Genomic DNA, 15,180 nt, shown 5'->3' on the forward strand with positions numbered 1-15,180 from the left:
ATTGTACCATAAAACGTACTATGTTACCTTTAATTCCCGAAGTAAATTCTAATTTTTGAGCCTTCTTTTACTTTAGCTCCCGCTTCTGGTGATTGCTTAATTACTTTCTCTCCATCTCCACTTATATCAAGCTGCAAATCGACGAGTTGTGTTTGTAAGTCTTTCTTTTTCATTCCAATTAAATTCGGAACTTCCACAGTTGGTGTATCGCCCCATTTATATTCTTTCTCAACTTGTTCTTTTCTCGGTTTCACTCCCATAACAGGAAGCGCATCTCGAAGGATATTCCCGACAATTGGAGCTGCTACCACTCCACCAAACTGTGTAACCCCTTTTGGATTATCAACAGCAACATACACAACAATCTCTGGATCATCCGCTGGAGCAAATCCGATAAAAGATACAATATAATTATTCTCTAAATATTTACCATCTTTCACCTTTTGAGCAGTACCCGTTTTTCCACCTACACGATATCCATCAATATAAGCTCCTTTACCAGAACCTTTCGCTACAACATTCTCTAATGCATAACGAACTTTTTCTGAAGTTTCCTTGGAAATAACTTTTCTTTTCTCAACAGGTGTCTTTTTACTAACAACTTGATTATTTTTTGGATCAATAAACTCCTTAGCTATATACGGCTGATACAATGTTCCACCATTTACAGCCGCCGCTACAGCTGCTACTTGTTGAATTGGTGTAACAGAAACCCCTTGGCCGAATGAAGTTGTTGCTTGCTCTACTGGACCAACTTTATCTAAATTAAATAAAATCCCACTGCCTTCACCTTGCAAGTCAATTCCAGTCTTCTGCCCAAAACCAAAATTACGAATGTATTTAAATAATCGGTCTTTACCAAGGCGATCACCAAGTTCAATAAATCCCGGGTTACATGAGTTTTGAACGACTTCTAAAAACGTTTGACTGCCATGACCTCCTGCTTTCCAGCATTTCAATCTAGCTCCACCGACTTCAGCTGCTCCATCATCATAAAACGTATCCTTCTCTAAGTCTACTAAATTTTCATTCAATGCTGCAGCTAATGTAATGATCTTAAATGTTGAACCAGGCTCATACGTACTCCACACAGGTAGATTTCTGTTATACACTTCTGGAGAGACACTTTGAAAATCCGCTGGATCAAAACTCGGCCGACTAGACATACCTAAAATTTCACCATTTTTAGGATTCATTGCAATCGCAATCATACCGTCTGGATTATAAGTTGACTCCGCAATATTCATTTCTCTTTCCATAATCCTTGTAATACGCGCATCGATTGTTAATCCTAAATTTAAACCAGCTTCTGGTTTTTTGAAATCATCACCAACATTAGGCATCCTTTGTCCTTTCGCATCTGCAAAAAAACGCACATGACCTTTGTCCCCATTTAGCTCCTTATCATAATATTTTTCTAGTCCCATAAGACCTTGGTTATCGCTACCTGCAAAACCTAATACATGTGATAAAAAATTCCCAAATGGGTAGTACCGGATAGAATCCTCTGCGATATACACGCCCTTCAAACTTAAGCCTCGTACCTCTTTCGCTTTGTCATGTGATATTTTCCTTCCGCCTTTATCTAACCTTACAATCGATTCTTTTTTTGTAATCCTCTTATAAATCTCATCTTTTTCCACACCTAATACTGCAGCTAACTCCTCTGCAGTCTCTGCTGGTTTTTCAATTTGCCTCGGTACAACAAAGACAGTTGGAGCACTTTTATTCGTGGCAAGTTCCACACCATTTCGGTCTAAAATTTTCCCACGTTCGGGTTCAAAAGTAATATTACGACTCCATGAATCTTTCGCACGATCCGTTAACATATTCCCAAGAAAAAATTGCACATATCCAAGACGAATATCGATAATAGTGAAGATAAGTATACCTGATATAAGTATAAAAATAAGTCGTTTTCTAACTGTTACATTTGATACACGCATATCGGAACAAGCCTCCCTTACGCCTAGCTTGTTCCAATATATGCTTGTACTTATTTAATTAGAACTTCTTCTCTTTTACCATTACGGCTTTTCTGCTTCTTGTTGTGGTTCGAGTGGCGGTACGAGTGTGACACCTAATTCTGTACCAGGTTGTAATAATGTTCCTTCCGCCACACTTTGTTCTGTTACGTATCCTGTACCAGAAGGCTTCAAGTTAAGCTGTAATGTCTTCGCTAAATTCATAACATCACGCAGTGCCCATCCTTGTATATTTGGCATTGTAGGCTTATCTCCTACCAAGAAGACTCGGTCGCCTTTCAATGTTTGTTCAGTCGCTTTTGGTACTTGTTGCTGTACTTTCCCTTCACCTAATACGATTGGACGAAGTTTTGCTTTATCAATTGCTTTCCCCGCTTCAGCCATCGTTTTACCAGTTACATCTGGAACAGTAGTTTGTTGCTCTTTCAGATGTTTTTTCGGATCTTTCACTTCATTTGGCTTAATCTTTAAATACTCTAAACTATTTTTTGTTACATATTTAAAAATATCAGCTAAAGGCTGTGCACCGTTCTCATCATCTTTTAATTTCGGCTGTTTTACAGCTACATAAACAACAAGTTGTGGGTCGTCCATTGGTGCCATACCTAAGAATGAGAATATATAATTCTGTCTTCCTGTCATATAGCCGCCTTTTCCATCCGGAATTTGCGCTGTACCTGTTTTACCACCAACTGAATATCCATCAATTTTATAAGCTGTCCCTGTACCTTTCGGAGATGTAACAACACGTTCTAATAACTGTCTTACTTGCGCTGCTGTTTCCTTTGTAACAGGTTTTCCTACTTCTTCTGGCTTATGTTCTAATTTTACTTTCCCTGTTATCGGATCTACAATTTTATCAATTGCATAAGGTTTCATCATTTTCCCATCATTTGCAATAGCTGTTGCAGCTTGTACAAGCTGAATTGGTGTTACAGTGGAACCTTGTCCAAAAGCTGTTGTCACTTGTTGTATTTGCTGATCAAATAAAATTGTATTCGATCCTTCACCTGATAAATCAATGTTCGTTTTTTCATCTAATCCAAAACTATGAATATATTTTCGGAAACGTTCTGGACCAAGTTTTTGATCTCCTAAAATTGCAAACGCTACGTTTGAAGAACGTTCTACCCCTTCATCAAACGTGATAGAGCCCCAACCAGCACCGCCGTTATGATCTTTTATTTTCCTATTTCCGACTTGATATGTCCCAGACTGATAATAATCTTGCCCTTTGTACACACCTTCATTAATAGCTGCCGCTAGCGTGAAAATTTTCATTGTTGATCCAGGTTCAAATGCATTGGCAATTGCGTCATTGAAGAAATATTTAATTTGACGATCATTAGGGTCATAACTAGGTTTAGTAGACATCGCTAATATTTTTCCAGTTTTCGGATCTGCAACAATCCCTATTAAACTTTCTGGTTCATATTGCTTACTTGCTGCTTTCATCGCGTCTTCTAAATAACTTTGGACACGTTGATCAATTGTTAAATACGCATTATCTCCATTTTTAGGTGCCTTTACATTAACTTTTCCACCATCAAGAGACACACCTTTACGATCACCTGTATATGCTACTTCTCCGTTAGAAGCACTTAAATATTTATCCAAGCTTTTCTCTATGCCAAATTGACCTACCGAGGTTCCATTCTCATTTGGTTTTGCATGACCTATAACATAAGATGCGAAATCACCGTTTGGATACACCCTTGCATTTTCTGTAATAAAAGATATTCCCGGCAACTTCAACGCTTCTATTTGTTCCTTCTTTTCTTTCGTCAAATCCTTACCTAACGTTCCAAATTCGACTTGACTTCTACCTTCCTTATTTAAAGAAGCTAAAATATCCTCTTCGCCTTTTCCAAGTACTCCTGCAATTTTCTTTGCAGTATCTTCTTTATTCTCAACAGAGTTAGCACCTTTTAGGGCGGCTACTATTTTATAAGAATTTGCGTCTTGCGCTAACACATGACCGTTTTGATCATAAATGGTTCCTCTGTTCGCTTCAAGAACTCCTGTTTTACTATGCTTTTGTTTAGCAAGTTCATCTAAATCTTGATTATGAACTGTTCCTGTTGATTGTATGTAAAAAAATCGGGCTAATAACAGCAAAAAGAGCAGGAGGAAAAATATCATAAAATAACCTGCTCCCTTATTGGTATGAAATTTAGTCATATTCTTCTTCATCGTTCCTTCACACCTATTGCCTTATTTGAGGCCTTTCACATTATTCGCATTAATTTCTAGCCCGTGTTTTTTTGCAACTTCAGCGATTCGTTCATAGCGACTTAACTTCTCTACTTCAGCTTGTAATTCTTGATTTTCTTTTTGCTGCTGTACAATTTTTTCTTCTATCGTCGCTGCTTCTACATTAACTTGATAAAGGCCTGCTTTATTTCCAATAAACGCGACACAGGCATACAATAAAAAGCCAATAAACGCTACATACAACAGTTTTTCGATTCTTGTAATTTTCGCTTTAGCTTTCGGCTTAACCATCTGCTGTGGGGGCGTTTGAATTTGCACCTCTTCTTGCGCTTGTTGTTTGTACTTTACAGCTAAATTAGTCATACCTCTCTCTCCCTTTTATCGTTTTTCAGCGATTCTCAACTTCGCAGAACGCGCACGATTATTTTCTTCTAGCTCTATATCAGAAGGTAAAATCGGTTTTCTTGTAATAAGCTTTAATTTCGGCTTAAATTCATCAGGAATAATCGGTAATCCTGGCGGCAATTGTGGCGTTGTACTATTTCGCTTAAACGTTGTTTTACAAATGCGATCTTCTAATGAATGGAATGTTATAACACTAACTCTTCCACCTGGCTTAACCATCTCAATAGCAGATTCCAATGCTTCTTCAAATACTTTTAATTCATCATTTACAGCTATACGAATTGCCTGAAACACTCGCTTAGCAGGATGCCCACCAGTTCTACGAGCAGGAGCCGGAATACCTTCTTTAATTAGCTCTACTAATTCTCCTGTCGTTTCAATAGCTTTATTCTCACGATAAGCTTCAATTTTTCTTGCAATTTGTTTTGAAAATTTCTCTTCACCGTATTGGAAGAAAATCCTTACAAGTTGTTCATATGACCAACTATTTACAACATCATATGCTGTTAATGGGGCATCTTGATCCATCCGCATATCTAACGGTGCATCATGATGATAACTAAAGCCTCGCTCTGGTGTATCTAATTGTGGGGATGAAACACCTAAATCAAATAAAATACCGTCTACTTCTGTTATACCTATTTCCTGCAGTTTTTCAGCTAAATAGCGGAAGTTACTCTTTACTGTTATAAACTGTTCACCGTATGAAGAGAACTTTTCTTTCGCGTTTTGAATCGCTATCTCATCTTGATCAAACGCTATTAATTTTCCACCTTCAGTTAATTGGGATAATAAATAAGAACTATGTCCTCCCCCCCCCAGTGTACAATCTACATATGTACCATCTGGCTTTATATCTAAGCCGTCTACTGTTTCCTTTAAAAGCACTGTTACGTGTTTAAACATTGTTGCACCTACTCTTTTTCCAATTAATTATGTTGAATGTATCCCTTCCTCTAAACACATCTTTCATGCTTAGAGAATGAAATAATACGAAAAAACGACTCATTTAACTTACCAATAAAGGCAACATACTATACAAATCGCTATTTTCTTTTATTATATACTAAATTTTATCATCTTTTGCGGGAATTTAAATAAAAAACTGTCGAAAAAGCGAATAATACGTTTACATTTTGTGCTATTTTGTCATATATTTAAGTATCCAACACAATTACCATATCTATTTTTTTGATTGATAATTCAGAAAAAAATCACTTCACAGTAAATTCAACGGAATAAAAATAAAATCCTGCTCCAAAGAGCAAGATTTTATAGTTTTATAACATGATGTTTTCCGTCCCAAGAAAAAGGGTTTTCCATTACACGATCAACGAAATCCAAACCAAACTGATTTAAATAATAACATACATTCCACACACGTTCTTGCGGCGCACCTAATGGACGAAGTGCGAATTGTATACGGCGAAATTTATTTAGCTGAACCTCATACTTTTTCTCAACATTTCTTTTCAACATTCTTTCCAGCAGTTCAATTTGTTCATTAATTTTCAATTCGTTTTTCCCTGCAAACGCACCTAACCCCGGCTCTATTTTCTTTACAAATTGCTGTAAAGATGTATGAATATCGGCAATTTCTTTTTTCGCCTTTTCAAAATGATCATCAATCGGTTCCTCTATTTGATTAGACAACCAGTTTTCACGCAGTTTATCTACATCATTTAAAAACGGATCACTTTCTCTCAATTGCAGATCGAATAAATCTGTCGCTATATATCTCTCCACATAAGTAATTGTAAGACGAGGAACGACAGGTGGCATTTGAAAACCGACAGTATGGAATACTTGTTGTAATTCACTCCAATAAGCTAATTCCCCTGGACCTCCAATAAATGCGAGCGTAGGAAATACATACTCTTGCATAAGAGGACGTGTTACAACATTATTACTAAAACGTGCCGGATTTCTCTCCATCTCTTCAATCAACTCTTCGTATGAAAATGAATGCGCCCCATCCTTTCCAACAAACTTACCTTGATGCTCTTCAAGCAATACTCGTTCATTATCTATTTCCATGAATATATGCACTGCATGAGACTTCGTTTCAATAATCGGTTTGTATCCTAGTTCTTTAATTACTTCCTGCTGATTACGAAGGCCCTCTTGTACCTCTTTATACTTACTTATAATTCGCTTTAAAAATGGAATTTCTAACTTTCTTAATTCAGGATGATGTGAATCAACAAGGATTAAACCAGAATTAGCAAAGATTTTCGTAATAAGATGAGCAAAGAAATCTACATACGTATTCGATTTTTCCAAAGCATCATCAACAAATTTTAATACATCCTTTGTAAAATTTGTTTCTGGATATGTTTTAAAAATCTCTTCAATCCAATTTCTACAATCTTCAACAGAAAGTTCAGACTCAGAAGCACTCGCCTTTTTCGGATTACGATCATAAAAAATAGTTTTTTTCATCTTTTTATTTTTCGCTACAAAAGTATGGTTAATCTCATCCATATCATGGTCTTCACCCGCAATCCAGAAGACAGGGACAACTTTCACCCCTAAACTTTCTTCTTTTTCCTTTGCAAGCTTTAAAATTGAAATAACTTTATGAATTGTATAAAGCGGTCCAGTTAATAACCCCGCTTGTTGTCCAGCTATTACAACATATGTATTTTCATCTCCAAGCGCTTTTACATTTTGAAGTGTAGATTCTCCCGCTTGTAATTTTGTATTATATTCTAATAAATGCGCTACTAAATCTTGGCGGAAAAACTCCCTTTCACGCAAATCATGTAAACGCTGTTTAAAAGCATCTTCTGTTAACATATAATCAAAACATGACTGTATCTCTTTTTTACCGTTCATATAGTCCGCTACAACACCTTGTTGCGGAACAGAGATTTCTTTTATCTCCATATAATTCTTCCTTTCGTATCCAGTTCTCTCACCAATCCACATTGTAGTCAATGTTTCAAGTAAAAGCAAAGAATAACACTTATACTCTTGTTTCTAAACCTTTTATTGCATCGAACAAAAATTGAAGTGTCGGAACTGGTCGTTGCTGTTTTTTAGCCTCTTCTAATACATATCCAACAATCGCATTAATTTCCGTCTGTCTATTCGCTCTTACATCCGCTAGCATAGAGGATGTATTACGAGACGTTCCTTCACACACATTGCGTACCATTTTCCATACCATTTCTTTTTCTCCTCTAATAAGAAATACGACCTCCTGAAACACTTGCTCCATCATTTGATAAAAAAAACGATTCTTGATTAATTCACCATTCTTAACTCCCAATAACGCCGTCAACGGATTGATACATACATTTACTACTAATTTTTTATGCATAATCTCTTTCCAATCCGTTTCTATTTGAACTGGAAAATAAGAAACAGGAAAAGAATGGAATACACTTTCAAAATGTATAGATTGACCACAAACCACTCCAAATTTTGTTACCCCAACTCCAGTATGATGAACGATATGCCCTCCCTCTTTTTTCGCACCATGTTCTACAATACCAACAGCTATATTTTCACTCCCTATGTTCAGCATCTTTTGAAGATGTGACATTCCGTTTTGCAAAAAGATTAATGATGATGCCCCTTCCACAAACGGTAGTATGTCATCTATATGATATTGCTTCACAGCAATAAATATATAATCTAAATTTTGCGCTACCATACTTTCTATCGGTAAAACAGATGGATATACTGTTTCACATGTTCCATCTCTAATACAAGTTACACCTGTTTCATTTAACTCTTCAGCCTGCTTAGCTGTTCTTGTAAACAACGTAACATTTTGGTTACTTTTTTGTAAATAAAATGTATACAATAGACCAATAGCACCTGGTCCGACAATTCCAATTTTCATTTTCACACAAGGGATTCACATTAAGCGCCCTTGCCTCCCCCCTTTTTTATATCTTTTTAAAGTACATGAGCACGCCCTATAATTTCGTTGTCCTCTGCCAAACAAATACACTTTCATTTTTCACTACGTATATACTGCCTATTAATACACTTATACTCTTAGTTTAGCAAATACTCAAAAAAATAATAAAAGAAATATACTATCTTCTTCATAAAAATAAAAAAATGAGTTATACTATTATTGTAAATATTTTTACTTTTCTGCATTCAACGAGATAAGAAAAGGATGTGATGTAATGGGATTCCCAAAAGTTGAGCGCTTGCTCATCAATTATAAAACGTTAGATGAATTTAAAAAATTTAAAGGGTGCGGAGCCCAAGAACTATCTATGCTGGAAGAATTGCAAGCAAACATTATTGAAAACGACAGTGAATCTCCATTTTACGGTATTTATTATGGCGGATCACTAATTGCACGTATGAGTCTATATATGAAAAGAAACGGCGGAGAACCATTCGAAATTACAGGTCCTTACCTAGAACTTTATAAACTTGAAGTATTACCAACTTTTCAAAAACAAGGATTCGGGCAAATGCTTGTAAATCATGCGAAACAAATGCAATTTCCTATTAAAACGATAGCGCGTATTCATTCATCTGGTTTTTGGGATAAATTAAATTTCAACCCCGTATCAGTAACTGATGGAGATTTTTATATTTGGCATCCAGAAACAAATTTGAATACGGTTACAAACGAAGAATCGGCTTAAGAAATAAATAAAAAAACAGCTGTATAACAGCTGTTTTTTATTTCTTAAGCTTCTCTAACTTCTCATTCGAGCGAGCATTGTTTCTTTCCACTACCATTACACTTCTTTTTTGATCGATATAATCAAGTAATGTTCTATACTCTTCCTCATATACTGATAATCGCTCCAGAAGACGCTCTCTTTCTGTTTGTAATGATTCAACTTGTTGTTGCAACACCGTTAAAGAGTTTTCATCTTTATAATTTTGCAAGAAATCAATAACATCATTCAACGTAATTGACGTAGGTTCTAACACCTTCGTCTCTTTCACTTCATAATTTTCTACTTTACGAAGTTGCTTTGCTTCCTCAATACGTTCTTTATATTGCTTTCTTACGTAAGAATTCCATCTAAATCCACATGCTGCTGGTGTACGTGATAAATTTTTCCCCACTTCCTTAAAGGCAGAAAGTTGTGTTCCACCTTCTCGAATATGCCGGAGTACTACTTCTGCCAGAAGCAAATCTTCATCATCAGTCCAAGCATCTTGTCTTGTTGTCGCCATCTCTCTAGTCCTCCCTATGCATTTTTTATTAAGCATATGCAGTTACTAGAAAAGATAGAATACAACAACTAAAGATTAAGACAAAAAAAATAAACGCAGAAGATATCTTCTGCGTTTATTTTCCCGCAATTACTTGCTGATTACTTCTTTACCTTTGTAAGTACCGCATGCTTTACATACACGGTGAGCTAATTTCGCTTCACCACAGCTTGGGCACTCTACCATACCAGGTACTGATAATTTGAAATGCGTACGACGCTTTCTTTTTACTGTTTTAGAAGTTCTTCTAAAAGGTACAGCCATTCTTCCCACCTCCTTAAAAGAAATAGTTATTTTCATATGAAGGCCTGAACCAGTCTTCCGATTATTTGTCAAAAAACTTTGCAAGTCCTGCCAATCTTGGATCAACAGTCTTTTCTTTGTCTTCTTCCGAAATCACTTGCCAGTCTTGACCTTGCGTCGGTGCTCCACCAGAAACATCATCACTGAAAATTTGCATTGGAATCTCCAAAAGTATATTTTCCTTGATTACGGGCAGTAAGTCAAGTACTTCTCCTTCTAAAGAATGAATTTCAGCTTCAGTTTCAAATTCTTCTTGTGAAGTTTGGAACACCTCAGTTGTTTTAATGTCAAATGGTAATGTCACATCTACTAAAGAGCGAGAACATGGTAAAACCATGCTTCCAGTTATATGTAGATGAAACGTAAACTTACCGGAGCCAAAATCAACTCTTCCCATTACATGCACAGGATTAATTTCACGAATATCTTTCTCGACCTCTTTTAGCTCACTTACATCTACCATCTCATCCAATGTCAATCCTTTATTTCTCAATTTATTCAATTGATGGATGGACCATTTCATATCATATCACCTCAAGGCAACAAACAAAATTATAGCTAGCCATTTTATATTTGTCAATGTTTTTTCTTTACACTATAATGAAGTCATCATAGTAAATAATATATAGAGTATCACGTTTTTCAAAAAGATGCTACATCGAAAGGAGAGATTACCATAAAAGCTGGTGGTATTGTTGTTGAATATAACCCTTTTCATAACGGTCATCTTTATCATGTGCAACAGACAAAAAAGTTAACACAATCCGATATAATAATTGCCGTTATGAGTGGTCCTTTTTTACAGCGTGGTGAGCCCGCACTCATTTCCAAATGGTATCGCACTAAAATGGCCTTAGCAAACGGCGTAGACCTTGTTGTAGAGCTTCCATACGTTTTTGCAACACAGAAGGCTGAAACCTTCGCACATGGTGCTATTTCCATTTTAAATGCCCTACGTGTTTCTGAAATTTGTTTCGGTAGTGAGGATGGACAAATCAAAAATTTTTATAATACCATCTCCGTACAAAAAAACGAAGAAGAGACTTTTAACTGCCTTGTAAAACAATTCATGGACGCTGGTAATAGTTATGCAAAAGCAACATCAGATGCTTTCTCACACATTTTAACATCCGAAAACAACATAGATATGTCACAACCAAATAATATTTTAGGCTTCCAATATATGAAAGCAATTCTGTCACAAAATAGTTCTATACAAGCTCAGACTATACAAAGATTTGCCTCTCATTATCATGATGAAACATTTAATGACCAATATATTGCAAGCGCGACAAGCATCCGAAAACAACTCTTTAGCGAAGAAGGATCATTTACAACAATCGAACCTTTTCTCCCACAGGCAACCACTTCGCTTTTAGCAAATTACAAACAAAACTACGGGATATTACATAATTGGGAACAATACTTTTCATTTTTTAAATATAAACTCATGACGATGTCTCCAGGGGACTTACGACATATATATGAAATAGAAGAAGGTTTAGAGCATCGTATTTTATCAAAAATACAAAACAGTTCCTCCTTCTATTCATTCATGGAAGCATTAAAAACAAAACGTTATACATGGACTAGATTACAAAGAGCTTGTACACACATTTTAACAAACACAACAAAAGAAGAAATACGTAGCGCAAATATAGAACAACACGCACCATATATCCGCCTGTTAGGCATGTCACAAAAAGGACAAACTTATCTTTCAAAAAACAAGAAAAAAATCGAACTTCCAATCCTTACTCATACAAAAACATTTGACCATGCCGCTTTAGATATAGAGAAAAAAGCAAACTCTGTATATTTCTCCATCATGCACGAACCGTTACGCACGCAACTATTAAAACAGGATATAACACACCATCCTATTCGCTATGATGAAACAACTACAAAATTCCTATAAAAAAAACCTCTCTATTTGAAGTGAACCCCGAAAACGGGACACCAATCAAAACACCTAAACCACTTGTTCCCTAAATTCTTTAGGGGATAGGTGGTTTAATTTTTCTTGAATTCGCACACAATTGTAGTAATGAATGTATTCTAGCACAATCTTTCGCACAGTTGTGTTGGATACTTTTGTTATCTTTTGTGAATAGAAAGCTTCACTTTTTAAATGACCAAAGAAGCTTTCCATGACGGCATTATCATGGCAATTTCCTCTCCGGGACATGCTGGTGATCATGCCGTTTTCTTTGGCATACGCTTGAAATTCTTTTGCTGTATAAATACTTCCTTGATCCGAGTGAAGAAGGACATCTTTTACTTTTCGCCCTCTCATTGCTTGTTTCAATGTTTTCATCGCTAATGTCAGTGTTTGTGATTCGCTGATGACACAACTAATAATTTCACGATTAAAGGCATCCATGATCGTTGATAAATACAAGGTACGCTCTCCAAATAAGAGATACGTCACATCCGTAAACCACTTTTCATTTGGTTTGGATGCATCGAATTGGCGCTCCAATCGATGAGGGGCTACCATTGGTTCCGCACCATTGATATATTTCTTTTTCTTCCGACGCACTTTTGAAAGAATATGATTTTGTCTCATGATTCGTAATACTTTTTTATGATTGACACACAGTCCCATTTTTCGAAGAGTAGCGGTCACTCTTCGATATCCATACCGGAATTTATGCCTAAGACAGACGTCCTTTACTCTTTCTTCTATATCATCTTTCAGATCTTCCGTTCGTTGTAACCAACGATAAAATGTAGAACGGGGTAATTCTAATACGTTACACAAGTCTTTTACCGTTATTTTTGTTTGTACATTTCTCCATAAAGTAACTACAGTTTCTGGTTTCAGCCCCTTTCGATTTCCAGATACTTTCCCCATACAAGTAATTTTGTTTTTAGATGTTTATTTTCTAAACGTAGCTGTTCTAATTCACTGAGCTCTTTTGGTCCTTTTCCATAAGAATATTGTTTTCCTACAGGTTGTTGAAAACGATACGTTTGATCTGTACGATACCATTTCATCCATGTCTTAATTTGGGAAACATTTTTAATTCCGAGTTTCTCCATAATTGCACGATTTGAATAACCGTCTTTCTTCATTTCAATGACTTTCCACTTTGTTTCTTCTGGGTAATGAACTCTTGTCTTCAAACGAAAAACACCTCCAATGAATTTGCATACTTAGTATGCGAATTCAGGAGGTGTTTTTTCATGTACCACTATTCGGGTTCACTTCAATTTCAGAGAAGTTTTTTCCTTATCCATCTTTTCTAAATATGTTAACGCATCATCCAGCGTATCCACTGGTATAATTTTCATTTTTGTTTTAATATCCTTTGCAGTCTCAAGTGCATCTTTATAGTTCGATTTCTCCGCACCTTTTTCATTTGGCGCAAAGAACACTTCAGCCCCGGCATCGCTAGCAGCCACCACTTTTTGATTTATACCACCAATTGGGCCCACTTCTCCTTTTTCATTAATTGTACCTGTTCCAGCTATTTCATGTCCTTTTGTTAAGTCTTCTTCCACAAGTTGATTATATATTTCTAATGTGAACATTAAACCTGCGGATGGTCCACCAATTTCATGAGAATTAATTTTCACTTTCGGATCGACCACTAATTCTCTTTCCGTAACGATAGAAACACCTATACCGACACGTCCATTTCCATTAGGAATCGTCTTTACATTTAAATTTTCTTTCAATTGTTTTCCATTTCTCATGTACTCAATACTTACAGCATCGCTTTCTTTTTTCCCAGTCATATATTCAATAAATTGCTCCGTCTTTTCAAATGTTTTTCCGTCAACAGCTATAATAACATCACCAAGCTTAAGCTTTCCTTCTGACGGCATTCCTTTTGCCACACCAGCAACTAATACACCTTTATTTTCAAAAGAAACAGAGCGATTTGCACGTTTATATGCATTATAAATTGCTGCATTTTGTGAATCTTTCATCGCATAATTTTGGCGAAATTGATATTCTTCATCACTCTCACCTTTTTGCAATATTTCTTCCGCTTTCGAAATATGTGTATATTTATTAAACTGTGCCGCTATTAAATTCACCACATTTGCTGGCCCCATTGAAACCGTAACAAGCATAAAATCACCAGATTCTTTCGTTCCACCCTCAACTTGAACGTAAGGCTCTAATTTGGCAGCCATTCCTGGTTTTGTTACATAATACGGTAAACGTACGTAAACAAGTAACATCGCCAATATAACCCCTATTAAGATTGCATATATAAACCGAAAACGCTTAAACATTATGTTTCTCCTTCCACTGCTCAATTAATAAATAAATATTTGAAACATGTTTTTCCGCTTCTACTTCTCCAACTCGAATAATGTCTTCAATGTTCGTAAAAGCACGTGAACTAAATTGCTCTACAGCTGGTCGCATCATTAAATCCGATGCAATTTGCCGATTCATTACAAGCTCATGCTGCATAATTTCAATACTTTGCATGATTACGTCATAAATGGACGTAACATCTCCATTCACCTTAATTGGAGATACATCAACAGCGATAACAATATCGGCCCCTAACTCTTTCACAACCGATACTGGGATGCGATCAATAACTCCACCATCCACTAATAATCGTCCATCTATTTTTTCTGGTACAAACACTCCAGGAACAGATATGCTAGCCCTCACCGCATCTGCAACTGGCCCACTTGTAAAAACCACTTTTTCCCCCTTCAGTATGTCAGTAGCCACAACAGCCGTCGGGATATCTAACTCTTCTAAATTTTTATTATATGTAAACATTTTAATCATATCTTTGACACGTTTTCCAGCAATAAATCCCATTTTTGGTACCGTGAAATCTAAATAATACTTCCGCTTAAAAACAGATGCCAATTTATACAATCTTTCAACGTTACTACTTGCCGCATAAAACGTACCTATTAGCGCCCCCATACTACTTCCTGCAATCATATGAATAGGGATACCCGCTTCCCTTAAAACCTTTATTACACCAATATGAGCAAACCCTTTCGCTCCTCCAGACCCAAGTGCTAAACCAATCTTTGGTTCTTTCATTTTTCTCACCCTTTAATTTTTTTCATTCCTTTT

At 36.2% G+C, this 15,180-nt stretch carries 14 protein-coding genes; 2 read left to right on the top strand and 12 right to left on the bottom strand.

Annotated elements, in window-relative coordinates:
* Positions 1–29: 29 nt before the first annotated feature.
* The 6 genes from JFU02_RS10875 to panE form a co-directional block, all read right to left on the bottom strand.
* A complete protein-coding gene (locus JFU02_RS10875) occupies positions 30–1,946 on the bottom strand; it encodes a stage V sporulation protein D (protein ID WP_001266221.1) in 1,917 nt (638 codons plus the stop codon).
* Positions 1,947–2,027: 81 nt separating this feature from the next.
* Positions 2,028–4,178, bottom strand: coding sequence for a penicillin-binding protein (locus JFU02_RS10880; RefSeq protein WP_086407626.1), 2,151 nt, complete (start codon positions 4,176–4,178; stop codon positions 2,028–2,030).
* A 21-nt stretch (positions 4,179–4,199) separates the two neighbouring features.
* Positions 4,200–4,562, bottom strand: coding sequence for a cell division protein FtsL (ftsL, locus tag JFU02_RS10885; RefSeq protein ID WP_098285934.1), 363 nt, complete (start codon positions 4,560–4,562; stop codon positions 4,200–4,202).
* Positions 4,563–4,577: 15 nt separating this feature from the next.
* A complete protein-coding gene (gene rsmH / locus JFU02_RS10890) occupies positions 4,578–5,510 on the bottom strand; it encodes a 16S rRNA (cytosine(1402)-N(4))-methyltransferase RsmH (protein WP_000472508.1) in 933 nt (310 codons plus the stop codon).
* A gap of 366 nt (positions 5,511–5,876) precedes the next feature.
* Positions 5,877–7,493 (bottom strand): bacillithiol biosynthesis cysteine-adding enzyme BshC, encoded by a 1,617-nt coding sequence (gene bshC / locus JFU02_RS10895; RefSeq protein ID WP_086407627.1) that lies wholly within the window; start codon positions 7,491–7,493, stop codon positions 5,877–5,879.
* Positions 7,494–7,572: 79 nt separating this feature from the next.
* Positions 7,573–8,457, bottom strand: a complete 885-nt coding sequence (gene panE, locus JFU02_RS10900) for a 2-dehydropantoate 2-reductase (protein ID WP_042973393.1) — start codon at positions 8,455–8,457, stop codon at positions 7,573–7,575.
* A gap of 295 nt (positions 8,458–8,752) precedes the next feature.
* Here panE and JFU02_RS10905 point away from each other — a divergent pair, with 295 nt between their 5' ends.
* The gene (locus JFU02_RS10905; protein ID WP_000506697.1) at positions 8,753–9,226 is read left to right on the top strand and encodes an N-acetyltransferase; all 474 of its coding nucleotides are present in this window, start codon (positions 8,753–8,755) and stop codon (positions 9,224–9,226) included.
* A 37-nt stretch (positions 9,227–9,263) separates the two neighbouring features.
* Here the strand turns inward: JFU02_RS10905 and JFU02_RS10910 are convergent, their stop codons facing one another.
* From JFU02_RS10910 to JFU02_RS10920, 3 genes are all read right to left on the bottom strand, one after another.
* Positions 9,264–9,770, bottom strand: a complete 507-nt coding sequence (locus JFU02_RS10910; protein ID WP_000246470.1) for an RsfA family transcriptional regulator — start codon at positions 9,768–9,770, stop codon at positions 9,264–9,266.
* 129 nt (positions 9,771–9,899) lie between these two features.
* The gene (gene rpmF / locus JFU02_RS10915; protein WP_001984764.1) at positions 9,900–10,073 is read right to left on the bottom strand and encodes a 50S ribosomal protein L32; all 174 of its coding nucleotides are present in this window, start codon (positions 10,071–10,073) and stop codon (positions 9,900–9,902) included.
* Positions 10,074–10,134: 61 nt separating this feature from the next.
* The gene (locus JFU02_RS10920) at positions 10,135–10,635 is read right to left on the bottom strand and encodes a YceD family protein (RefSeq protein WP_000872137.1); all 501 of its coding nucleotides are present in this window, start codon (positions 10,633–10,635) and stop codon (positions 10,135–10,137) included.
* Positions 10,636–10,848: 213 nt separating this feature from the next.
* On the opposite strand from JFU02_RS10920, the gene JFU02_RS10925 reads away from it, so the two are divergent.
* On the top strand, positions 10,849–12,030 hold the full coding sequence (locus JFU02_RS10925; protein ID WP_240528954.1) for a nucleotidyltransferase: 1,182 nt from the start codon (positions 10,849–10,851) through the stop codon (positions 12,028–12,030).
* Positions 12,031–12,084: 54 nt separating this feature from the next.
* Here JFU02_RS10925 and JFU02_RS10930 read toward each other — a convergent pair.
* From JFU02_RS10930 to JFU02_RS10940, 3 genes are all read right to left on the bottom strand, one after another.
* A protein-coding gene (locus tag JFU02_RS10930) for an IS3-like element ISBt2 family transposase (RefSeq protein WP_097821174.1) occupies positions 12,085–13,241 on the bottom strand; the annotation gives its coding sequence in 2 pieces (ribosomal slippage) (positions 12,085–12,989 and positions 12,989–13,241; 1,158 coding nt in all).
* Positions 13,242–13,319: 78 nt separating this feature from the next.
* The gene (locus JFU02_RS10935; protein WP_098673338.1) at positions 13,320–14,363 is read right to left on the bottom strand and encodes a SepM family pheromone-processing serine protease; all 1,044 of its coding nucleotides are present in this window, start codon (positions 14,361–14,363) and stop codon (positions 13,320–13,322) included.
* The gene (locus JFU02_RS10940) at positions 14,356–15,147 is read right to left on the bottom strand and encodes a patatin-like phospholipase family protein (protein WP_000662590.1); all 792 of its coding nucleotides are present in this window, start codon (positions 15,145–15,147) and stop codon (positions 14,356–14,358) included. Before JFU02_RS10940 ends, JFU02_RS10935 begins: the two co-directional genes overlap by 8 nt.
* Positions 15,148–15,180: the final 33 nt, after the last annotated feature.

The sequence above is a fragment of the Bacillus sp. TH13 genome (assembly GCF_016651175.1).
In the GTDB taxonomy this organism is placed as follows: Bacteria; Bacillota; Bacilli; order Bacillales; family Bacillaceae_G; genus Bacillus_A; species Bacillus_A thuringiensis_S.